The sequence below is a fragment of the Sphingosinicella sp. BN140058 genome (assembly GCF_004135585.1).
GTDB lineage: Bacteria > Pseudomonadota > Alphaproteobacteria > Sphingomonadales > Sphingomonadaceae > Allosphingosinicella.
Genome location: NZ_CP035501.1, coordinates 369,838 through 392,173, shown reverse-complemented (window position 1 = coordinate 392,173; position 22,336 = coordinate 369,838). Strand labels below are relative to the sequence as shown.

Below are 22,336 nucleotides of genomic sequence, written 5' to 3'. Positions count from 1 at the left end.
GGCGGGCCTGGCGGCATCGGGTTCAACGCCGCGCCTTTCGGCGCTCACGGTAGGCATCGACTTCCGCATCGCTGAGTGCGGTGACGTTGGTCACCGGGCAGCGCTGCACGCCGCTCGGGCTCGGGCTCGGCACGATCAACTCGGCGTCGAGACCGCCGCAAATCCACGATCCGCCGCCGCGCGCGCGGATGCCGATGCGCTGCGACCAATCGATGTCGGGGCAGGTGCCAACGATCTCGAGGCGGAACATGCGGCGGGTGCCGATGGTGACGTAGACCGTCTGATCGTCTTCGGCGTGAAAGTCGTTCACCTGGCCCGGAAGAAAGCAGCGTTGCCGCGAGGCGGTCGCGCTCGTCGCCGGTTTTGCGTCGCGGGCGGCGCCGCATGCCGCGACGACGGCGCTGCCGATCAGGGTTCCGGCCAGGCATGCCGCCAATCTCATCGCTCTCGTGCGCATGTTCGACCTCGCTGGTTTCAGGATCCGAACCGGCGCGGCTGCCGCAGGTTCCGGGAGGATCGCCCGTCCGGATCTGGATCAGCACGATGTTCGGGCCGAGCCACGCTTCCCCGGACGGCACGCACCGGCTAAGCCTCTGACCATGCTGCTCGTCAGGAAGGGCGCTCGCCCCGCATTCGCCGCCGGAGCCCTGCTCCTCCTCGCAACCGCATGCGCGACGCCGCAGACCGGATCTTCCGAGATGTCGCGCTGGCGCAGCCAGGCGGAGCGCGTGGAAATTGTGCGCGACGATTGGGGCATCGCCCACATCACCGGCAAGGCCGATGCCGACGCCGTGTTCGGCATGATCTACGCGCAGGCGGAAGACGATTTCAATCGGATCGAAACCAACTATCTGGTCTCGCTCGGCCGCCTCGCGGAGGCGGAAGGCGAAGCGGCGATCTGGCAGGACCTGCGCGCGCGTCTCTACATGGATCCGGGCGATCTGCAGGCGCGCTGGGCGGCCGCGCCGTCCTGGCTCAAGCAGTTGACGCAGGCCTGGGCCGACGGGCTGAACTTCTTTCTCGCCACCCATCCCGACGTGCGGCCGCGGGCGATCACGCGGTTCGAGCCGTGGATGGCCCTGTCCTTTACCGAAGGCAGCATCGGCGGCGACATCGAGCGGATCGATCTTGCCGCCCTGCAGGCCTTCTACGGCGGCAAGGGTCGCGCGCTCGCCGCCGTTCAATCCGCCGGTGGGGAGGATCTGGAACCTCGCGGCTCGAACGGGTTCGCGATCGCACCGTCCAACACAAAGGGCGGCCACGCGCTTTTGCTGATCAACCCCCATACCAGCTTCTTCTTTCGCGCCGAGCAGCAGGTCACGAGCGGCGAGGGCCTGAACGCTTATGGTGCCGCGACGTGGGGCCAGTTCTTCATCTACCAGGGCTTCAACCCCAAGGCCGGCTGGATGCACACCTCCTCCGGCGTCGACGTCGTCGATGAGTTTCTGGAAGCGGTGGAGCAGGGGCCGGCGGGGCTTCGGTATCGCCACGGCAACGGCGTGAAGCCGGTCGCGACGCTGCCGGTGACGCTTCGGTACCGCGCCGCCGACGGCACAATGGCGACGCGTACGTTCGAAACCTACCGGACCCATCACGGGCCGATCGTGCGCGAGCAAGGCGGCAAATGGGTCGCCTTCGCCATGATGCACAAGCCGGTCGAGGCGCTGGAACAATCCTATCTGCGTACCAAGGCGACGGATTTCGCCAGCTTCCGTGCGGTTGCGGAGCGTAAGGCGAATTCGTCGAACAACACCATCTTCGCCGATTCCAAAGGGGAGATCGCCTATCTCCACCCGCAGTTCATCCCTGTGCGCGACCCGCGATTCGATTACACCAAGCCCGTCGACGGCAGCGATCCGCGCGCGGACTGGCGCGGCGTGCACCGGCTGGAGGATGCGCCGCATCTCCTGAATCCGGCCAATGGATGGATTCAGAACACCAACAATTGGCCCTATTCGTCGGCCGGCCCGAACAGCCCGAGAGCCGCCGATTACCCCGCCTATATGGATACTTTCGGCGAGAATGCGCGCGGGCGGCACGCCGTTTCGCTGCTCGGGGCGCGGCGCGACTTCACCCTCGATCGGTTGCGGGACTCTGCCTTCGACAGCTGGCAGCCCGGCTTTGTAACCTTGGTACCCACGCTCGTCGCCGCCTTCGACTCGCTTCCGGCCTCGCCGCGCAAGACACGTCTGACCGAGCCGATGGGGCTGCTGCGCGACTGGGATCATCGCTGGTCGGCGGAGTCGGTGCCGACGACCATTGCTGTCTTCTGGGCGGACCGGCTGATGCAGGACCTTCCTGAGGATCTGCGTGCGCGTCGCAACCAGCTTCCCGAAAATCTCGCCGCCCAAACGACCGCCGCGCAAAAGCTGGTCGCGCTGGAGGATGCGCTGGCGCGGCTCACGCGCGAGTTCGGCCGGTGGCGAACGCCGTGGGGCGAGATCAATCGCTTCCAGCGCCGGACCGGCGATATCGTCCAGCCCTTCTCCGATGCGGCGCCGAGCATCGCCGTGCCGTTCCCATCCGCCCTGTGGGGATCGCTCGCGTCTTTCGGCGCGAAGCCGTACCCCGGCACGTCGAAATGGTACGGCACCAGCGGCAACAGCTTCGTCGCGATCGTCGAATTCGGGCCGCGGGTGCGCGCCCGTGCGGTCAGCGCCGGCGGCCAGAGCGGCGATCCGAAGTCGCCGCACTTCAACGATCAGGCGCAACTTTATGCCGACGGCACCTTCCGCCCCGTCTATTTCCACCCGGACGAACTCGCCGGCCATGTCGCGCGGCGCTATCGCCCCGGCTCGTAGGTCGGCTCAGCCGATCTCCCGCGCCTTGCTTGGCGGGACTCCGAAGGTGCCGCGGAACGCGCGGGTGAATGCGCTGAGGCTGGCATAGCCCAGCTGTCCGGCGATCTCCGTCGCCGTCGCGGCCTGGTTCTTCAGCAGCCCTGCCGCCGCTTCCAGGCGAAGCCGGCGATGATAAGCAAGCGGCGGCAGCCCGAACACCTCCGAGAAGCTGCGCGTCAGGTGAAAGCGCGACAATGCAGCATGTGCCGAGACTTCTCCCAGAGTCACCGGACGGCCGGCATGATCGTGCAGGAAGCAGCGTGCCCGCTCGACTCTCTGCAACGTTTCGATGCGGGTCGATGCCTTGAGACAGGCGAGGCGCTCCAGCCGGTTGGCGAAGGCGGCGAGATAGTCCTCGGCGCCGATCGTCGCTTCCTGGACGATGCGGCGGGCGAGGCCCGGCCCGGCCGAGGGGCGATCGGCGAGCAGGCGGGCATAGTTGCCGAGTGTCACCGCAAGCGGATCGATCCGGCTTCCGGCGAGCGCGCGCCCGAGGCCGAGCGTCGGATCCCCGGCGATCGATGCATGATCCTCGGTGCCGAGATAGACGCAGAGGCCCGTCGTGCGGTCCGGGCCCGTGGTCCGCGCTTCGAACTCCACACCAGCCTCGACCAGCATGAACTCGCCGGCGCGAAGCCGCCGGGTGCGGCCTTCGATTTCGTAGAATTCCTCGCCTTCGAGCACATATTTGACCGACGGCGCGGACGACCGCATGCGGCTGCGGCCCCCGTTCAGCCGCGACAGCACCACCGTGCCGCTGCGCAGCGGCAGGCGCATTCCCTCGCCATGGCTTTCCATGAGATAGAAAGGCGGCGTTGCCGAAGCGGATCGAGACGAGCCGCCGATCATTGTCGTGTCCATAGCAGCAAGAGAAGCAAACCAGATGGGACTGCCGGTCGACCGCAATTCTACCGACGACAGATCGATATCGACGAAACGCAGGGATCTTGGCGCCCGCAAATGCAGGCTGTCCGGAGGACATGATCGGCGATGAGGATCGCGACGTTCAACGTGAACGGCGTCAATGGCCGTTTGCCGCTGCTGCTCGAATGGCTGGAGGAGACGCGGCCGGATGTCGCCTGCCTGCAGGAGTTGAAAGCCCCGGACGACAAATTCCCCGCGGCCGCGATCGAGAAGGCGGGCTACGGTGTCATCTGGCACGGGCAGCCGCGCTGGAACGGTGTCGCGATGCTGGCCAGAGGCTGCGAGCCGGTGGAGACCCGGCGCGGTCTCCCCGACGATCCGGATCCCGCGCAATCACGCTATCTGGAGGCGGCGGTCTCGGGCGTGCTGATCGGATGCCTCTACCTGCCCAACGGCAATCCCCAGCCCGGTCCGAAATTCGATTACAAGCTCGCCTGGATGGACCGCTTCCATGCCCATGCGCAGACGCTGATCGGGCTCGACTGTCCCGTCGTGCTCGCCGGCGACTATAACGTCATCCCGACCGACGCCGACGTCTACAAGCCCGAGCGCTGGCGTGACGATGCGCTGATGCAGCCTGAATCGCGCGAAGCCTTTTTCCGCCTGCTCGATCAGGGATGGACGGACTCGCTGCGTCATCTGCACCCGGACGAGACGATCTATACCTTCTGGGATTATTGGCGGAACGCCTGGGCACGCAACGCCGGCCTGCGCATCGATCATCTGCTGCTCAATCCGCGCGCAGCGCCGCTGCTTCAGGCCGCCGGCGTCGATCGCGAGACACGCGCCAAGGAGGGCGCAAGCGACCACGCGCCGACCTGGATCGAGCTCGATCTCTGATCGCTCAGCCCTGTGCCCGGTTGGCGGCAACGAAGAAATCGATGAACGCACGCACTGCCGGGCGCATCTGGCGGCGGCTGGGATGATATAGCGAAAAGCCCGGAAACGGCGCGCAATGGTCGGCAAACAGCTCGATCAGGCGGCCGGCGGCGAGATCGTCGGCGATCCGATCCTGATAGAGAAAGGCGATACCCGCGCCACGGAGCGCCGCCTGATGAACCATCTGATCGTCATTGGCGGTGATCGCCGCCACCATTTGGGTCAGGGTGAGATCCGCACCGTCACGCACCACCTCCCAGGCATAGGTCCCGCCGCTGCTGAAGCGCCGCTGGATGCAACGATGCTCCGACAACGCCTCCAAGGTCGCGGGCCGTCCGTACCGCGCGAGATATTGGGGCGCGGCAACGATGGTGAAGCGCTGCGCAGGGCCGATCCGCACCGCGACCATGTCGGGCTGCAGCCGCTCGCCCAGACGCAGGCCGGCGTCGAAGCGCTCCGCGACGATATCGACGAAGCGATCCTCGACCACGATGTCGAGCGAGATCTCCGGATAGGCTTGCGAGAAGGCACCCAGATGCGGTGCGAGCAGCATCAGGGCGGCCGAGGGCGGGGCCGTGATCCGCACCCGCCCCGACGGAGCGCCGTCGAGCTCCCGCGCTTCTCGCATGCCCTCGTCGATCTCGGCCAATGCCGGTTCGAGCCGGTCGAGCAACCGCTGTCCGGCGTTGGTCAGGGAAAGGCTGCGGGTCGTGCGGTTGAACAACCGGACACCGAGCCGGTGCTCGAGCGCGCCGACGCTGTGGCTTACGGCAGACGGCGAGAGATTGAGAGCCCGCCCGGCCGCGCGAAAGCCGCCGCTGCGGGCTACCGCCGCGAACAACATCAAATGCGGCAACTGGTCGCGGTCCATTGTCCAATTTCATCGAACAGGATGTGCTGCATAGCCCTGCTACTCAGAACGGTACAGAGGTCTAGAGAGGGGGTGAAGCTCGATCCGGAGGAAGACAGATGGAACAGCGTAAACTCGGCACTTTAGAGGTTTCGGCGATCGGCCTTGGCTGCATGGGCTTTACCGCGGCCTATGGCGGGCAGGACGAGGCGGCATCGCGGGCCACCCTGGATCGCGCGGTGGAGCTCGGCGTCACCTTCTTCGACACGGCCGAAGTCTATGGCCCGTACGAGAATGAGGAGATTGTCGGCCGAGCGCTGCGCCCGGTGCGGGACCGGGTGCTGATCGCGACCAAGTTCGGCTTCGCGATCGGTGACCAGGGCGTTGGCTTTCAGCGGACCACCGGCCTGGACGGCAGCCCGGCCAACGCGCGGCGTGTCGCCGAAGCGTCGCTGGCGCGGCTCGGCGTCGAGACCATCGACCTCTTCTACCTGCACCGTCCCGATCCCGCGGTTCCGATCGAGGAGTCCGTCGGCGGAATGGCCGAGCTGGTTCGGGAGGGAAAGGTGCGGGCGATCGGTCTTTCGGAGGTCAGCGCCGATCAGCTTCGCCGCGCCCACGCCGTCCACCCCATCGCCGCCCTGCAGAGCGAATATTCGCTTTGGTTCCGGGATGCGGAGCAAAGCGTTCTGCCCGTCTGCCGAGAGCTCGGCATCGGCTTCGTGCCCTACAGTCCGCTCGGCCGCGGCTTCCTCACGGGCCGCATCCGCAGCCGCGGCGATCTCGAGCAGGACGATTTCCGCGCTGGCCTGCCGCGGTTCGCCGAAGAGAACATGGCGGCGAATCTCGCCCTCGTCGATCGGCTGAACGAGCTGGCGGAGGCGCGGGGGGGCACCGCCGCGCAGCTCGCTCTCGCATGGGTGCTGGCCCAGGGCGACGACGTCGTTCCGATTCCCGGCGCGCGCAAGATCCCCAATCTGGAGGCCAATGTCGCCGCTGTCGGGCTCGAGCTCTCCGCCTCGGAGCTTGCGGCGATCGGTGAAATCATGACGGGGGTTCAGGGCGCCCGTTATGGTGAGCGGGAGATGGCGCGGCTGGCCGGTCAGCGCTGATCCGGCACTGTCGCTTCTCCACGGGCGCGGCGGCGTGCTAAGGCCGGCACGCTGCTGCCCCGAAAGCGTGGCGTCCGCCGAAGAGAGGATGCGTGGATGAAGATCGAACTGGTTGCCGGCTCCGCCGGCACGAATTGGCGCCGGCGAATTCTTCCGATCGCGATGATGATGGCTGCCTCAGCCTCGTCAACGGCGCAGACCGCGGATCCGACCTCTTTCGCCCGTGCGGGCGATGTCCAGGCGAAAGTCGCGGACATGGAAAAGGCCATGAAGCCCGATCAGGGCTTTGCATGGCAGCCGCTGGTGCGCGACGGCGACAGGGTCGCAGCGCTCGAGGTCTGGAGGAAGCCCGGTAGACCCGCCGTTCACCCGGACGAGGCCGAATATGCGACCGTCATCGCAGGTGCCGGTACTCTGGTGTCGGGCGGCACGCTGGTCGACGCCGAGGTCAAGAGACCTGGGTTGACCGAGGGAAGCCGGATCGAAGGCGGCACGACGCGCGCGCTCGCGCCCGGCGATGTGCTGTTGATCCCTGCCGGAACCCCGCACTGGTTTGGAATCACCGGGGACAGGCTCGTGCTGCTCGGCACGAAGCTTCCGGCAGCGCGCGCTACTCCTAAGTAGGGCGGTACGCACCCGGCTGCGACTAGCCATGCGCCGTCGTTGCGGGGTATGCGGCCCCATGACCATGCCGACCGATGACCAGCTTGCCAGGCTCGGCGCCGCCTTCGACGCGTTCACGCGCCGCTACAAATTGGCGGATGCGCTGGGCGCGGAAAAGCCGCTCAACGAGCTCGACAAGCAGGCGTTGCTCTACGTTGCCCAGCATCCGGGTTGCGGGCCGACCGACATTGCGCGTTTCCTCGATATTCCGAAGACCACCGTGACCTCCGCCACCGATCGCCTGGCCAAGCGCGGCCTGCTCGAGCGGAGCCGAATGGAAGGCGATCGGCGCGCCGTTGCGCTGCAACTGACCGGCCAAGGCCGGGCGCGGGCCGAAGACTTGCTGTCTGCGCACCGCCAGATCAATCGCCGGCTGCTCGAGCCGCTCACCGCACCAGAGCGCGACCAGTTCATCGCCCTGATCACCAAGATTGTTTCACACGAGTATTGAATAATCCGAAGTTCGTTGTATCCTTTCCCAAGGAGGTACGACGATGGCGATCAGGATCAACGGCCGAGACGTAGACGCGCCGGCCGATGCGCGTATCTCGCTGCTCGACCTTCTGCGCGAGCAACTCCACCTCACCGGCACGAAGGTCGGCTGCAACCAGGGTGCGTGCGGTGCCTGCACGGTGCTGATCGACGGCGAGCGCGTGCTCTCCTGCCTCACCCTTGCCGCCCAGGCGGACGGACGCGAGGTGACGACGATCGAAGGGCTGGGCAGTGGCGAGGATCCGCACCCGCTGCAGGCGGCCTTCATCGCCCATGACGGTTTTCAATGCGGCTATTGCACACCCGGGCAGATCTGTGCGGCGGCGGCGATGCTTCGCGAAATCGAACTCGGCGTGCCGAGCTACGTCACAGTCGATCTCGCGCGCCCGGCACCGCTCTCCCGCGAGGAGATACGCGAGCGGATGAGCGGCAACCTGTGCCGATGCGGCGCCCATAACGGGATTATCGATGCGATCCTCGAAGTTGCGCAAGGTACATGCGCATGAACCCGACCACCTATCGCCGTGCGACCTCCCTCGAGCAGGCGCTGGCGTTCGCAGGCGAGGGCGATCGTCTGCTTGGCGGCGGCACCAATCTCGTGGACCTGATGCGCAAGGGTGTCGAGCGCCCCGCAGCGCTGGTCGACGTGACCGGCTTGTCCGACACGATCGAGGCCACCGCCGATGGCGGGCTCCTGATCGGCGCGGCGACCCGCAACGCTGCGGTTGCCGCGCATCCGCTGGTCCGCACCCGCTTTTCGATGCTCGCCCGCGCGACGCTGGCCGGCGCGTCGGCGCAGATCCGCAACATGGCGACGGTCGGTGGCAACGTGATGCAGCGCACCCGTTGCCTCTATTTTCAGGACGAGGCCGGCTCCCGTTGCAACAAGCGTGTTCCGGGCAGCGGCTGCGATGCGCAGGGCGGCTTCGATCGCTATCATGCGATCCTCGGCACCTCTTCGGCGTGCATCGCCAGCCATCCGTCCGACATGTGCGTCGCGCTTGCGGCCCTGGATGCACGGTTGCACCTCGCCGGTCCCGCAGGCGCGAGAACGCTCCCGATCGTCGATTTCCACCGGCTGCCCCGCGATCGGCCCGATCTCGAACATGCGCTCGCACCAGGCGATATGATCGTCGCGATTGAAGTACCGCCGGCGGGGAGCGGGGCCCGGTCCGACTATCGCAAGGTGCGCGATCGGGCGAGCTACGCCTTCGCCCTTGTTTCGGTGGCGGCGGAGCTCACCGTGCGGGATGGAAGGGTAGACGAGGTCCGTATCGCGCTGGGCGGGATCGCGCCGAAGCCCTGGCGCGCCCTGCGTGCCGAGCAGGCGCTGCGCGGCGGTGCCGCCACGGCCGAAGCCTTCGCTGCGGCGGCGGATGCGGAACTCGCCGAGGCAACGCCGCCGCCGGGAGCTGCGTTCAAGGTCGAACTCGCCCGGCGCACGATGGCGGCATTGCTTGTCCAGTTGAGCGGGAGCGCGGCATGAGCAGGATCCAGAATGCCGTCATCGCGTCGGTGAAGACCGCGCTCGGCTGGGTACCGGCGCAATGGTTGCCGGGCGGCACGCCCGATCCGCTGCTCGCGCGGCGGGCGGCGATCGGCCGGCAGGATTCACGGCTGGACGGTCCGGCCAAGGTGCGCGGCGAGGCGCGCTTCGCGGCCGAAGTGGTGATGGAGGGGCTGTGTTATGCCGCCCTCGTCCATGCCGTTGTCACGCGCGGACGGATCAGCCGTCTCGACACCACGACCGCCGAGGCCGCGCCCGGCGTGCTGCTGGTGCTGACCCATCGCAACATGCCGCGGATCAGCACGCTGGCGCTGATCGGCGTTACCGATCTCTCGGCCGTCGGCAACAGCAGCCTGCCGATCCTCCAGGATCCGGAAGTGCGCTATAACGGCCAGATCGTTGCCGCCGTGGTCGCCGAGACGCAGGCGCAGGCCGATCATGCCGCATCCTTGATCGAGATCGACTACGCGGCCGAGCCCGCCCGGACCCACTTCGACCGCGCCAAGGCCGAGGCACGCACGCCGCCATCGATCCTGATCGAGAAGAACCACGTCTCGGTCGGGGACGCCGAGGGTGAACTGAGGCGGGCCGCATTCAAGGTCGACAATCTCTATTGCACGCCCGCGCAGAACCACAATGCGATCGAGCTCCACGGCCTCACCGTTGCATGGGAGGGGGAATCGGTGGTTGTCCATGACGCCACCCAGATGATCGCACCGAGCGCCCGGGCGCTGGCCAAGCTGTTCGGACTGAAAAAGGATCGGGTACGCGTGCTGTCGCCTTATGTCGGCGGCGGCTTCGGCGGCAAGGGGATGTGGGATCACCAGGTGGTGGCGGTCGCCGCGGCCCGGCTGGTCGGACGCCCGTTGCGTCTGATGCTGACCAGGGAAGGCGTCTACCGCAGCGTCGGCGGCCGCAGCCGGTCGGAGCAGCGTGTGGCGATCGGCGCGGACTCGGACGGACGGTTCACCGCCTTGCTCCACACCGGCTATTCGATCATGCCGCCCTACGGCGCCTGCCCGGAACAATACAGCCTGTGTACGCGCGCCTTGTACCGTTCGAACTCTTTCGAGATCCTGCAGCGCCACCTCGATCTCGACATCGTTCCGAACACCTATATGCGCGCGCCTGGCGAAGCGATCGGAACCTTCTCACTGGAGAGCGCCGTCGACGAGCTCGCCCACGCGATGGGCATCGACCCGATCGAACTGCGCCGCCGCAACGAGCCCGAGCGGCACCCGATCCACCATGCGCCCTTCTCGCAACGCGCGATGACGGAGGCTTTCGCCATGGGTGCGGAGCGCTTCGGCTGGGCCCGGCGTTCGCCCGACCCGGGGCGGCAGCAGGACGGCGAATGGCGGATCGGGATGGGCTGCGCCGCAGGCAGCTTTCCTTACGCGCGCATGCCCGGAGCCAACGTGCGCCTGACGCTGCGGGAAGACGGGTCGGCGACGATCGCCAGCTCGGCCCAGGAAATGGGGATGGGCACGGCGACGGTCCAGGTTCAGCATGCCGCCGACCGCTTGGGGCTGCCGGTCGAGGCGATCAGTTTCGAGATGGGGGATTCCGCGTTGCCCGCGGCACCGATGGCCGGCGGCTCGTCGCAGACCGTTTCGCTGGCCGCGGCAATCACCGCCGCGTCGGACAAGCTCATCGCGGAAATGCTGCGTCTCGCCGGTAACGACAGCCCCCTGGCCGGGCTCCGCGCGGGCGAGGTTCACCTTGCCGACGCAGGGATCGTCTGCAGCGACGATCCCGCGCGTCACGAGAGCTTTCGGTCGATCCTTGCCCGGGCCGCGCGCGACGAAGTGGTCGTCACCGCCGCCGGCAGCGCGCCGCTGGAGATGCTCAAATTCGCGATGCACAGTTCATCGGCGATCTTCTGCGAAGTGCGGGTCAGTGCGGTGACCGGTGAAGTGCGCGTCGATCGCCTGCTCGGATCGTTCGATTGCGGCACGATCCTCAACCCGAAAACGGCGGCCAGCCAGTTTCGTGGCGGGATGATCATGGGGCTCGGCCTTGCCCTCACGGAGGAGACCCTGTTCGATCCGCGCAGCGGGCGGGTGATGAACCCGACCCTCGCCGATTACCACATCCCCGTGCACCTCGACATTCCCGACATCGACGTGATCTGGACCGGCATTCCCGATCCGCGATCTCCGCTCGGTGCGCGCGGCATCGGCGAGATCGGAATCACCGGGGTCGCTGCGGCCGTAGCCAATGCGGTCTTCAACGCCACCGGCAAACGCATACGCGATCTTCCGATCACGCTCGACAAATTGCTCTGATGTCCGCTGCGGTTCACTCCGCTTTGCGTGCCCATTCGCGGTTGATGCCGAGCGCGGCGAGGGTGCAGATCGCCCCGGAGAGCAGATAGGCGCCGACCGACAGCAACCCGAAATGGTGGGCGAGCAGCAATGCCGCGAGCGGGGCGAAGGCGGCGCCGATGAACCACGACGCCGTCGCGGTGGTGCCGGCGCCGGTATAGCGATGCTTGAGGGGAAAGCTGCTGTTCACCGCGCCAGAGGACTGGCCGAACGCCAGCCCGAGCAGGATGAAGCCGAGGATCATGTAGACCCACTCTCCCGTCCGTCCCTGGCCAAGCAGTTGCGGGGCGAATCCGCTATAGGCGCCGATCGCCGCGGCCGAGACGCCGAGCAGGACCCGCCGCCCGATCCGATCGGCGATGATCCCGGAGAGCAGAACGGCGACTAGGCAGACCACCGCACCGACGATCTCGATGATGAGGAAGTGGACTGGGCTGTCCTTGCCGGTCAGCACCACCCACGAGAGCGGGAACACGGTGACGAGATGGAACAGGGCGAAGCTCGCCAGCGGCGCGAAGGCGCCGAGGATGACGGTGCGCCATTCTTCGCGAAACAGATCGGGGATCGATGACGGCTGCAACTCGCGGCTTTCGTACAATTCCTGGAATTCGGGGGTGGAGATCAGGCGAAGCCGCGCGAAGAGGGCAACGACGTTGATCACGAACGCGACGAAGAACGGATAGCGCCAGCCCCAGTCGAGAAAGTCGGCAGTGCTCAAGCTGGTCAGGAGAAAGGCGAACACCGCCGCGGCGACGATCAGGCCGAGTGGTGCGCCGAGCTGCGGGATCATCGCGAACCAGCCGCGGCGCGCCGGTGGCGCATTGAGCGAAAGCAAAGCGGGGAGTCCGTCCCAGGTCCCGCCCTGGGCGAAGCCCTGGCCGATCCGGAACAATGCAAGGATCCAGGCCGCGGCGACGCCGATCTGGTCGTAACTCGGCAGGAAGGCCATGGCGGCGGTCGATCCACCGAGCAGGAACATGGCGATGGTCAGCTTGACGCCTCGACCGTGGCGGCGATCGATCCACACGAACAGCAAGGCGCCGAAGGGACGCGCGATGAACGCAAGCGAGAACATGGCGAACGAGTAGAGCGTGCCGGTGACGGCATCGACATAGGGGAAGATCAGCGACGGGAAGACGAGGACGGACGCGATCGCGTAGACGAAGAAGTCGAAGAACTCGGTCGTACGACCGATGATGACGCCGACTGCGATGTCACCCGGTCGTACCTGGTGTTCGCGGGCATTGATGAGGCTCGCATCGCGCTCCAATGCCGTCGAACTCGCCGGTCCTGCGACGGTGCCTGCCATTCCGATACATCCTCTTTGCCGGATCGATCCCGCTGCGACGAATATCGTCGCGCGGCTGCAACGATCTTGGCCCTGGTTGGTTCACTGTAGCCAAAGTGCGGTAGCACGAGATCGTTCGCAAGCCCCGAAGGGGATGCAGGGGAGGGTCGTATCGCGAGCATGCGCAGGCCAGTATCCGGCGCCTTTGCCAAGGCGTTGATTCTCCCCCTTCTTGCGCTGCCGCTCCTGCTCGACAGCTGCAACATGGTGGTTATGAACCCCACCGGCGATGTTGCGGTTCAGCAGCGCAACCTGATCCTGTTCGCCTTCGGCGTCATGCTGCTGATCATCGTCCCGGTGATGATCCTGACCGTCGTGTTCGCCTGGCGCTACCGACAAAGCAATCCGAACAAGGTCTACGATCCCAATTTCGATCACTCGACGACGCTCGAACTGGTGATCTGGTCGTGCCCGCTGTTGATCATCATCGCGCTGAGCGCGGTGACCTGGACGAGCACCCACCTGCTCGATCCGTTCCGCCCGCTCGAGCGGATCGGTCCGGGCAGACCGATTGCACCGAACACGAAGCCGCTCGACATCCAGGTGGTGGCGCTCGACTGGAAATGGCTGTTCATCTACCCGGAACAGGGCATCGCGACGGTCAACGAACTCGCTCTGCCCGTGGACGTGCCGGTGCGATTTACCATCACCTCGTCCGATCAGTTCAACACCTTCTACGCGCCGACCCTCGCCGGCATGATCTACGCCATGCCGGGCATGCGCTCGACGCTCCACGCGGTGCTTAACGAGCCGGGGCAAAGCTGGGGCTATTCGGGCAATTATACCGGGCAGGGCTATTCGCACATGCGGTTCAAGCTGCTCGGAATGGCACCGGCCGACTTCCCGCGCTGGGTCGAGCAGGCCAAGGTCGCAGGCCAGGGCACGCTCACGCCGGCAAGCTACACGACGCTTGCGAAGCCGAGCGAAAGGGTGCCGGTGATGCGCTTCGCGGCGGTCACTCCGGGGCTGTTCGACCGGGTCCTCAATCGCTGCGTCGAGCCGGGGCGTCCATGCCTGGCTGACGTGATGCGGCAGGATATGGCACGAGGCGGAGGCCATCCGCATGACAACGGACTCGGTTCGGGCATGGCGCCCGGCCGGTCGGCGCCGCCGATCCACGGCGACAAGCCGACCCCCGCCTTGGAGAAGAGCAATGCGGAGAAGGCCACCGGGCCGAACGTCACCAAACCGGCACAGCCGCGTACGCCGGGTCAGCTGAAACCGGGCGACCCGCGCAATCGAGACATGTCTGCCGTTCATCCATTCGTCGCCCCCGGCGCTACGCGCGCCGGGCGGGCCTGACCCTGGCTTCGGGATCGTCATGACCGAGAACAGCTTCCTCAAGACGATTTTCGGCCGGCTCGGCTGGGAATCCTTCCCGATCCACGAACCGATCCTTCTTGGGACCTTCATCGTCGTCGCTCTGCTCGGGCTTGCGCTCCTCGGTGCGATCACGCGCTACCGATTGTGGGGCTATCTCTGGCACGAATGGTTCACCAGCGTCGATCACAAGAAGATCGGCATCATGTACATCATCCTTGGCATCGTCATGCTGCTGCGTGGCTTTTCCGACGCGATCATGATGCGTCTGCAGCAGGCGATCGCATTCGGCGACAATGAAGGCTTTCTGCCGCCCCATCATTATGATCAGATCTTCACCGCGCACGGCACGATCATGATCTTCTTCGTGGCGATCCCGCTCGTAGTGGGGCTGATCAATTTCGTGATGCCGCTCCAAATCGGCGCTCGCGATGTCGCGTTCCCGTTCCTCAACAATCTCAGTTTCTGGCTGACCGCGTCGGGAGCCGGCCTGGTCATGGTTTCGCTGTTCGTCGGCGAGTTCGCGCGCACCGGCTGGCTGTCCTACGCTCCGCTCGCGGGCCTTGCCTACAGCCCGGATACGGGTGTCGATTACTATCTCTGGTCGCTTCAGATCGCGGGCCTCGGAACGACCCTGTCCGCGATCAACATGGTGGCGACGATCATCAAGATGCGTGCGCCGGGCATGACGATGATGAAAATGCCCGTGTTCGTCTGGACGGCGCTCTGTTCCAACGTGCTTGCGATTGCGATCTTTCCGGCGCTGACCGCCGCCTTCTTCCTGCTGATGCTGGATCGCTACGTCGGCACCAACTTCTTCACCAACGACCTCGGCGGCGCGCCGATGATGTACTGGAACATGGTGTGGATCTGGGGGCATCCGGAGGTCTACGTCCTCGTCCTTCCCGCCTTCGGCATCTATTCCGAAATCACCTCCACCTTCACCGGCAAGCGCCTGTTCGGCTATTCGTCGATGGTCTATGCGACGGTGGTCATCACCATCCTGTCCTACCTCGTCTGGCTGCACCATTTCTTCACGATGGGAGCGGGGCCGAGCGTCAACTCCTTCTTCGGCATCGCCACCATGGTGATCTCGATCCCCACCGGCGCGAAGATCTTCAACTGGCTGTTCACCATGTATCGCGGCAACATCCGGTTCGAATTGCCGATGATGTGGGTGCTCGCATTCATGCTGACCTTCACGATCGGCGGCATGACCGGAGTCCTTCTCGCCATCCCGCCGGCCGACTTCGTGCTGCACAATTCCCTGTTCCTGGTCACCCACTTCCACAATGTCATCATCGGCGGCGTGGTGTTCGGGCTGTTCGCCGGCATCGTCTACTGGTTCCCGAAGGCCTTCGGATTCCGCCTCGATCCCTTCTGGGGCAAGATCGCGTTCTGGGGCTGGGTGATCGGCTATTGGGTCGCCTGGATGCCGCTCTACTTCGCCGGGCTGATGGGCGTCACGCGGCGCATCCAGCATTTCGACGATCCCGCGCTACAGCCCTTTTTCGTCATCGCCTTCATCGGCGCGCTGATCATCGCCATCGGCATCTTCGGCTTCGTGATGAGCATCGTGATGGGCTTCGTGCACCGCGTGAAGCTTGCCGACACCAGCGGCGATCCTTGGGACGGCCGCACCCTCGAATGGTCGACCGCATCGCCGCCGCCGCCCTACAATTTCGCATTCACGCCGGTGGTTCACGATCTCGATGCCTGGTACGATATGAAGAGCCGCGGCTACCGGCGGCCGGAAGGCGGCTATCGGCCGATCCACATGCCGCGCAATACCGGCACCGGACTGATCCTGTCCGGTATCGCCTTCGTGCTCGGCTTCGCGATGATCTGGTACATGTGGTGGCTCGCCGCACTCAGCTTCGTCGCCCTGTTGGCGGTGGCGATCGTCCACACCTTCAACTTCAAACGCGACTATTTCATTCCGGCCGACGAGGTGTCCGCGACCGAGGGCAGGCGTGCCGAGCTTGCAGCGGGGGCCTGAGATGACCGATCACACGCTTGCCGGAACAGAGCCGACCGGCCCCACCTGGCACCTTGCCGAAGAGGAAGACCATGATCATGGCGGCGGCGGCGCCACGATCCTCGGCTTCTGGATCTACCTGATGAGCGACGCGCTCATCTTCGCGTCCCTGTTCGCGATGTACGGTGTGGTGAGCACAAGCTATGCGGGCGGGCCGGTGCCGCGGGAGATTTTCGATCTGCCGCTGGTCGCGCTCAACACCGCCCTGCTGCTGGCATCGTCGATCACCTTCGGACAGGCGATGCCCCACATGGAAGCGGGTCGGGTCAGGCCAACCCAGATCTGGCTGGCGATCACGGGCCTGCTCGGCGTAGCCTTCGTCGCGGTGGAGCTGTTCGAGTTCACTACTCTGATCGCGGAAGGGGCGGGGCCGCAGCGCAGCGCCTTCCTGTCCGCCTTCTTCACCCTGGTCGGCACGCATGGCGCGCACGTCAGCGTGGGGCTGATCTGGATCGTCGTCACCGTCGTGCAACTCGCCCGGCAGGGGCTCGGGCAGGAGATGAAGCGGCGCCTCGTCTGCCTTGGGATGTTCTGGCACTTTCTCGACATCGTCTGGATCGGCGTCTTCACCTTCGTCTATCTCTATGGAGTGATCCGTTGAGCAGTCCCTCCCTCGACGGCGATGCCGCGCTCCACAGCCACGGCGACACCCATGGTCACGGCAGCCGGCGCGGCTACTTGATCGGCACGATCCTCTCGATCCTGCTCACCGCTGTTCCCTTCTGGCTGGTGATGTCGGGCGGGATAGCCGACAAACAGGTCACCGCCATTCTCATCTTTGCGATGGCCCTCATCCAGATCGTCGTGCACGTGCTGTGCTTCCTGCACCTCGACACCCGTTCTGAGGGCGGCTGGACACTGATCGCCTTCCTGTTCACCGTCGTCATCGTCGTGCTGATGATCGGCGGCTCGGTGTGGGTGATGTTCCACCTCAACACCAACATGATGCCGATGCCGGTCGAAATGGCGCCGCCGATACGCTGAGCGGGAAAGCGGATGGCGAGCGCCGAGGTTCAGCGGAGGAGGTTGGTCTTCGCCAGATCGACGATCTCGTCGCCGCGCCCGTTCATCACCGCGCGCAGCACATAGAGGCTGAATCCCTTGAGCTGCTCCGCCGTCACCTTCGGCGGCATCGACAGCTCCTGACGGTTGACGACGACGTCGAGCAGGGCAGGGCCCGGGCTGGCGAGCAGGGTTGCGACGGCGCCCTGGAGATCGCCCGGTTTCTCGACCCGAATGGCCTTGACCCCGATCGCCCGCGCCATTGCTGCGAAATCGGGATTGTGGAGCGACACACCGGTTTCGAGATATCCCGCTGCCTTCATCTCCATCTCGACGAAGCCGAGGCTGCCGTTGTTGAAGACGATGACCTTTACCGGCAGCTTATGCTGGGCGAGGGTCAGGAAATCGCCCATCAGCATGGCGAAGCCGCCATCGCCGGACAGCGACACGACCTGTCGCCCGGGGCTCGCCGCCTGCAGGCCGATCGCCTGGGTCATCGCATTGGCCATCGATCCGTGCACCCAGGAGCCGATCAGGCGGCGCTTGCCGTTCATGCGCAGATAGCGCGCCGCCCAGATCGTCGGCGTTCCCACGTCGGCGGTAAACAGGCAGTCGGCAGCCGCCGTCTCGTCGATCACCTTCGCCAGATATTGCGGATGGATCGGGCCGTCTGCGGGACGTGCGACCGCGAGCGCATCCAGATCTGCGCGCGCCTTGCGGTAATGGCGGAGACTGTCGTCGAGATGAGCGCGGTCCGACTTGCGCGTCAGATGCGGCAGCAACTGCCGGACCGTTTCTTTGACATCTCCGACCAGCCCGAGATCGAGCCGGCAGCGGCGGCCGAGATGCTCGGGACGAATGTCGATCTGCGCGATGCGGGCGTCGTCGGGATAGAATTGCCGATAAGGGAAGTCGGTGCCCAGCATCAGCAGCATGTCACATTTCAGCATTGCGCGATAGCCCGACGAGAAGCCGATCAGGCCCGTCATCCCCACATCGAAAGGGTTGTCGGGCTCGACGAACTCCTTGCCGCCAAGTGCATGGACGATCGGCGCGCCGAGCGCGTCGGCAAGCTCCAGCAATTCGCCATGGGCGCCGCGGCAGCCGCGCCCGCAGAGCAGGGTGACGGACTTCGCCTCGTTGAGCATGGCCGTCAGACGATCGATGTCCGTGGGTGCAGGGGCAATGCGCGGGGAGGGCGGGAGCAGGCCGGAAATCCCCGCCGACTTCGTGTCGGACGCCTTTTCGAGCGCGACATCGCCCGGGATGACGAGCACGGAGACACCGCCCTTGCCGACCGCCGCGCGGATGCCGAGCTCGAGCGTGCGGGGCATCTGCTTCGGGCTCGACACCAGCTCGCAATAATGGCTGCAGTCCGCGAACAGCCGCTCCGGCTTGGTCTCCTGGAAATAGCCGCTGCCGATTTCCGCGCTTGGAATGTGGGCGGCGATGGCGAGCACCGGTGCGCCGCTGCGGTGACAATCGTAGAGGCCGTTGATGAGATGCAGGTTGCCGGGCCCGCAGGAACCCGCGCAGACGGCGAGCCGGCCGGTCAGTTGCGCCTCGGCACCGGCGGCGAAGGCCGCCGCCTCCTCGTGCCGCATGTGCACCCATTCGATCTTGCCGCGCCGCCGGATCGCCTCGGTCAGACCGTTCAAGCTGTCGCCGACGATCCCATAGATCCGCTCGACGCCGATTTCTTCAAGCATCTCCACGATGGTGTCGGCGACGTTCATCGGCAATCCTCCGCTACGCAAATGGGTGTGCGGAATGCCTTATGCGCTTCTCCGCGCACTTGCGATGACAAGTCGGCATGGCCGGGATCGGCAGGCGAAAAAAAGCGCCCGCAGCACAGGCGGGCGCTTCTTTCTGCGCGGTCCGCCGAACGGCGGCTGCGCAACCGAATCCGTCTGCGGCTCAGAGGCCGTTGGCGAGATTGGTGTCGGGATCGTTGGTGTTGGCGTCCTGCGCCATCAAATTCTGAGTATTGGCGTCCATGGTCGCATTCGCGTCCATGCCCGGCATGGCGCCCATCGAACCGTTTGCGTCCATGGACAGATTGTCATCGACCATGATGTTTTCGGTCGTCAGGGTGTTCGCCTGGTTGACGTCCGCCTGATTGTCGCCACCGCCGCAAGCGGCGGTCGCCAGCGCCAGGCCGGCGATCAAGATAACACGCATATAATCCTCCCTCTTCATCTCATTCGGCAACGCTTAGCGGCGCGCCAAGGGCGGTCAACGGCTCGTAAGCCGCTTGGCTCCACGACATGGAATCAGGATGCTGTTTTCGGGCTTCTTTCTCGTTGGTGGCGTCTGACGTGGCCGAGAGACAAGGAAGCGGCGGCTGAGCCATGGGGATTGTCGTTGCCGCACCGATAGCTTTATGCCCACGGCCGCAACCGTGGGGACGCAGCATGTCGGTCGAACGAAGAGACGTCGTAAAGGCGGTGGCGCTTGGCGGCGCCGCCATGCTCTCGGGCACCCCCGCCGCGGCGGCGCCGGCACAGGCCGGCAGCAGGATCGTCCATCACGTCTTCTTCTGGCTGAAACGGCCCGAATCGGCCGAAGACCGCGACGCTCTGATCGCCGGCCTGCGCACGCTCCGGGCGATCCCCGTCATCCGCGATCTCCAGATCGGCGTGCCGGCCTCGACCGAACAGCGGGACGTCGTCGATTCCAGCTTCGATGTGTCGGAGCTGATGGTCTTCGACAGCGTCGAAGACCAGAAGACCTATCAGGATCATCCCATCCACCAGTCCTTCGTCGCCGAGTGCAGCCGCTTGTGGGGCAGGGTGATCGTCTACGACATGGTCACGGTCTGACGCCACGGATGCCGCCGGGGCCGCAGTCGACTGTCCGACGATGAAGCGCCGCCCGATCGGCTTCGCCGTTCAAGTTAGGAGGTCGCCATGAAGGTGGCTGGCGCCGAGACGACGATCGAAGGCGCCGGGCGCTACATACCCGGTATCGACGGGCTTCGCGCGATTGCCGTCCTCGCCGTGATCCTGTTCCACTTGCGTCCGAGGTTCTTTCCGGGCGGGTATCTTGGTGTCGACATTTTCTTCGTCATCTCCGGGTTCGTCGTCACAAGATCGTTTATCGACGCCCAATCCGGTCGGCTGCGCACGACACTGGCGCGATTCTACGCACGTCGCGTCGTCCGGATCGTTCCGGCGCTCGTCGTCATGCTCACAGTCACGTCCGTCTTTTCCGTCCTGTTCATACCGGCAGCCAGCGTGATGACCGCGAGCAGGGGCGTTGCCGTCGGCGCAGCCGTGGGAGGCGCCAACATAGTCCTCGCCTTCCTCAGTCAGGCGTATTTCGGCGGAAGTTCGGAGCGCAATCCGTTCCTCCACACCTGGACCTTGGGCGTGGAGGAGCAATTCTATCTCGTCTTGCCCTTCCTCATCTGGCTCTGGTCAGGAGGGGATCAGAAACAAGGAAGACGCCGGCTTGCGCTGTCGATCGGTGCGCTCGGCTTCGCTTCGCTGCTTCTTTCCACCCACCTCTACGCCTCGGCGCCGAACCTCGCTTTCTACCTGATGCCGTCGAGATTTTGGGAGCTTGCTGCCGGAGTGTTGCTCGCGATCGGGTTGCCGGGTTGGCAAGAGGCTGCAAAGTCCGCAGGACTGCCGGCTCGCTGGTGCGCGTACCTATTTTCGATCGCAATGCTGGGAGCGTTGATCACCTTGCCGTGGCTCCAGGCGGCGCCTCGAATCACTATCGGCGCGGTTGTTGCAGCCATGATCCTCCTGATGCTCGTGGTGGCGCGGCCGGGATACATGCCGCCGATCTGGCTGGAGACGAAAGCGGCCACCTACGTCGGCAGGGCGTCCTACTCCCTGTATCTGTGGCATTGGCCGGTAATCGTGCTGCTGCGTTGGACGATAGGGCTAGAAGGCGGAATTCCGCTCGTTATCGCCCTTGTCCTGACGGCGGTTCTCGGCCTCCTTTCCTACCATTTCGTGGAGCAGCCGTTTCGAGCGAAGCGCCGCGAGACCTACACGTTTCCGTTGCAGGTGGTCCTGGCAGGAAGCGTCGCCTTGCTGGTCTGCGCGTGTGTCGTCTTCACCGTCTTCCACGCCGAGCGTTCAATAACGCTCAGCCGGATGCATTACGGGCTGCTGGCTGACCGGACTTTTCGGGCGGGGGCCTGCGCCAGCAGCAGCCTTGTGGAGCCACTCGCTGGCGGCACCGTCGAACGCTGGTCCCCTCGTTGCCCCGGCAAGCCCGGACGAGCCCGTCTATTCGTGGTCGGCGATTCTTACGCATGGTCCTATGGGAGCATGGCTGCGCGATACGCCGCCGGGCGCGGTGCTCCTGCGGCGATATTTCATCGCAACGGATGCCCGTTCCCCTATATCGCCCCGATCGCCCCGCAGCAGGCCGGGTGCGAAGCCTTTCACCGCTCCGTCATCGCTACGCTTTCGAGATCGGTAGCACCCGGCGACGTGGTGGTGATGGCGTCGCTGCGGATCGATCGCCTGGATCCGGACCGGCCAAGGGGAATTATCCCGCTACCGGCGCGGCCGGCGGCGGCGGCGATGTCCCGTCGCCGGGCGCTGGCCCTTCTGCTTCCGCTCGCTCGGCGAGGCGCGATCCTCGTGTTCGAGGCGCCCAGGCCGGTGTTCAGGGCGATGCCGTATCGCTGCTCGGACTGGTTCAATCGCGCCAATCCCGATTGCCGCGGCGGCTTCAGGGTTCCGGAACGGGAATTTTCAGCCTCCCGGGCCGTCATGCTGGCCGAATATCGAGAGCTTGGGGCGGTTCTACCGAGAGCGGCAGTGTGGGATCCCTTTCCTGCGCTGTGCCCAGCCAGCGTTTGTGACGCCTATCGCGGCGATCGCCCCCTGTATTTCGACTCGTACCACGTGACGGAACATGCGAACGATCTGCTCTACCCAGCCTTCCTGACGTTCATCGACGAACTGGGGCATCCGCCAAGCGAGACGAATGGCCGGTGATCATCAGGCGGCAGCAGGCAATCGGCGATCGGGCAGGCAGGGCTCGGAAGTGTATCCTGCCGTGGGAGAG

The 22,336-nt window shown here is 65.5% G+C and carries 20 protein-coding genes; 14 read left to right on the top strand and 6 right to left on the bottom strand.

Features of this window, described 5'->3' with window-relative positions; genetic code table 11:
* Nucleotides 1–22: 22 nt before the first annotated feature.
* Nucleotides 23–442, bottom strand: a complete 420-nt coding sequence (locus ETR14_RS01715) for a DUF6491 family protein (RefSeq protein ID WP_206185939.1) — start codon at nucleotides 440–442, stop codon at nucleotides 23–25.
* Nucleotides 443–599: 157 nt separating this feature from the next.
* Here ETR14_RS01715 and ETR14_RS01710 point away from each other — a divergent pair, with 157 nt between their 5' ends.
* A complete protein-coding gene (locus ETR14_RS01710) occupies nucleotides 600–2,801 on the top strand; it encodes a penicillin acylase family protein (protein WP_129383074.1) in 2,202 nt (733 codons plus the stop codon).
* A 6-nt stretch (nucleotides 2,802–2,807) separates the two neighbouring features.
* Here ETR14_RS01710 and ETR14_RS01705 read toward each other — a convergent pair whose 3' ends face one another.
* Entirely contained in the window at nucleotides 2,808–3,701 is an 894-nt protein-coding gene (locus ETR14_RS01705; protein WP_129383073.1) for an AraC family transcriptional regulator, read from the bottom strand.
* Between the two features lie 129 nt (nucleotides 3,702–3,830).
* Here ETR14_RS01705 and xth point away from each other — a divergent pair, with 129 nt between their 5' ends.
* Nucleotides 3,831–4,604, top strand: a complete 774-nt coding sequence (xth, locus tag ETR14_RS01700) for an exodeoxyribonuclease III (RefSeq protein ID WP_129383072.1) — start codon at nucleotides 3,831–3,833, stop codon at nucleotides 4,602–4,604.
* Between the two features lie 4 nt (nucleotides 4,605–4,608).
* Here xth and ETR14_RS01695 read toward each other — a convergent pair whose 3' ends face one another.
* Nucleotides 4,609–5,514, bottom strand: a complete 906-nt coding sequence (locus ETR14_RS01695) for a LysR family transcriptional regulator (RefSeq protein ID WP_129383071.1) — start codon at nucleotides 5,512–5,514, stop codon at nucleotides 4,609–4,611.
* Nucleotides 5,515–5,612: 98 nt separating this feature from the next.
* Between ETR14_RS01695 and ETR14_RS01690 the strand changes: the two genes are divergently transcribed.
* The 6 genes from ETR14_RS01690 to ETR14_RS01665 all read left to right on the top strand — a co-directional run bounded on the left by ETR14_RS01690 (nucleotide 5,613) and on the right by ETR14_RS01665 (nucleotide 11,555).
* Nucleotides 5,613–6,605, top strand: coding sequence for an aldo/keto reductase (locus ETR14_RS01690; RefSeq protein ID WP_129383070.1), 993 nt, complete (start codon nucleotides 5,613–5,615; stop codon nucleotides 6,603–6,605).
* 96 nt (nucleotides 6,606–6,701) lie between these two features.
* Nucleotides 6,702–7,229, top strand: a complete 528-nt coding sequence (locus ETR14_RS01685) for a cupin domain-containing protein (protein ID WP_243455718.1) — start codon at nucleotides 6,702–6,704, stop codon at nucleotides 7,227–7,229.
* 58 nt (nucleotides 7,230–7,287) lie between these two features.
* Complete coding sequence (locus ETR14_RS01680) at nucleotides 7,288–7,719, top strand: MarR family winged helix-turn-helix transcriptional regulator (protein ID WP_129383069.1); 432 nt, start codon at nucleotides 7,288–7,290, stop codon at nucleotides 7,717–7,719.
* A gap of 43 nt (nucleotides 7,720–7,762) precedes the next feature.
* Entirely contained in the window at nucleotides 7,763–8,266 is a 504-nt protein-coding gene (locus ETR14_RS01675) for a (2Fe-2S)-binding protein (protein ID WP_129383068.1), read from the top strand.
* On the top strand, nucleotides 8,263–9,246 hold the full coding sequence (locus tag ETR14_RS01670) for a xanthine dehydrogenase family protein subunit M (protein WP_129383067.1): 984 nt from the start codon (nucleotides 8,263–8,265) through the stop codon (nucleotides 9,244–9,246). The genes ETR14_RS01675 and ETR14_RS01670 overlap by 4 nt, the downstream gene beginning before the upstream one ends.
* Complete coding sequence (locus tag ETR14_RS01665; protein ID WP_129383066.1) at nucleotides 9,243–11,555, top strand: xanthine dehydrogenase family protein molybdopterin-binding subunit; 2,313 nt, start codon at nucleotides 9,243–9,245, stop codon at nucleotides 11,553–11,555. The genes ETR14_RS01670 and ETR14_RS01665 overlap by 4 nt, the downstream gene beginning before the upstream one ends.
* 13 nt (nucleotides 11,556–11,568) lie before the next feature.
* Here the strand turns inward: ETR14_RS01665 and ETR14_RS01660 are convergent, their stop codons facing one another.
* Nucleotides 11,569–12,903, bottom strand: a complete 1,335-nt coding sequence (locus ETR14_RS01660) for an MFS transporter (protein WP_129383065.1) — start codon at nucleotides 12,901–12,903, stop codon at nucleotides 11,569–11,571.
* A gap of 243 nt (nucleotides 12,904–13,146) precedes the next feature.
* Between ETR14_RS01660 and cyoA the strand changes: the two genes are divergently transcribed.
* The 4 genes from cyoA to cyoD are packed head-to-tail and all read left to right on the top strand — an operon-like array spanning nucleotide 13,147 to nucleotide 17,284.
* Entirely contained in the window at nucleotides 13,147–14,244 is a 1,098-nt protein-coding gene (gene cyoA / locus ETR14_RS01655; RefSeq protein ID WP_371416847.1) for a ubiquinol oxidase subunit II, read from the top strand.
* A 19-nt stretch (nucleotides 14,245–14,263) separates the two neighbouring features.
* Nucleotides 14,264–16,261 carry a cytochrome o ubiquinol oxidase subunit I gene (gene cyoB, locus ETR14_RS01650; protein ID WP_129383063.1) on the top strand — a complete coding sequence of 666 codons (1,998 nt, stop codon included), beginning with the start codon at nucleotides 14,264–14,266 and terminating at the stop codon, nucleotides 16,259–16,261.
* A 1-nt stretch (nucleotide 16,262) separates the two neighbouring features.
* Nucleotides 16,263–16,901 (top strand): cytochrome o ubiquinol oxidase subunit III, encoded by a 639-nt coding sequence (gene cyoC / locus ETR14_RS01645; RefSeq protein WP_129383062.1) that lies wholly within the window; start codon nucleotides 16,263–16,265, stop codon nucleotides 16,899–16,901.
* Nucleotides 16,898–17,284 (top strand): cytochrome o ubiquinol oxidase subunit IV, encoded by a 387-nt coding sequence (gene cyoD, locus ETR14_RS01640; RefSeq protein WP_129383061.1) that lies wholly within the window; start codon nucleotides 16,898–16,900, stop codon nucleotides 17,282–17,284. The genes cyoC and cyoD overlap by 4 nt, the downstream gene beginning before the upstream one ends.
* Nucleotides 17,285–17,313: 29 nt before the next feature.
* Here the strand turns inward: cyoD and poxB are convergent, their stop codons facing one another.
* Both poxB and ETR14_RS01630 read right to left on the bottom strand, forming a co-directional pair.
* A complete protein-coding gene (gene poxB, locus ETR14_RS01635; RefSeq protein ID WP_129383060.1) occupies nucleotides 17,314–19,038 on the bottom strand; it encodes a ubiquinone-dependent pyruvate dehydrogenase in 1,725 nt (574 codons plus the stop codon).
* A gap of 181 nt (nucleotides 19,039–19,219) precedes the next feature.
* Nucleotides 19,220–19,483: a hypothetical protein gene (locus tag ETR14_RS01630; protein ID WP_129383059.1), complete on the bottom strand. Its 264-nt coding sequence runs from the start codon at nucleotides 19,481–19,483 to the stop codon at nucleotides 19,220–19,222.
* A 233-nt stretch (nucleotides 19,484–19,716) separates the two neighbouring features.
* Between ETR14_RS01630 and ETR14_RS01625 the strand changes: the two genes are divergently transcribed.
* Both ETR14_RS01625 and ETR14_RS01620 read left to right on the top strand, forming a co-directional pair.
* Entirely contained in the window at nucleotides 19,717–20,124 is a 408-nt protein-coding gene (locus ETR14_RS01625) for a Dabb family protein (RefSeq protein ID WP_129383058.1), read from the top strand.
* A gap of 177 nt (nucleotides 20,125–20,301) precedes the next feature.
* Complete coding sequence (locus tag ETR14_RS01620) at nucleotides 20,302–22,266, top strand: acyltransferase family protein (RefSeq protein ID WP_165356266.1); 1,965 nt, start codon at nucleotides 20,302–20,304, stop codon at nucleotides 22,264–22,266.
* Nucleotides 22,267–22,336 lie beyond the last annotated feature (70 nt).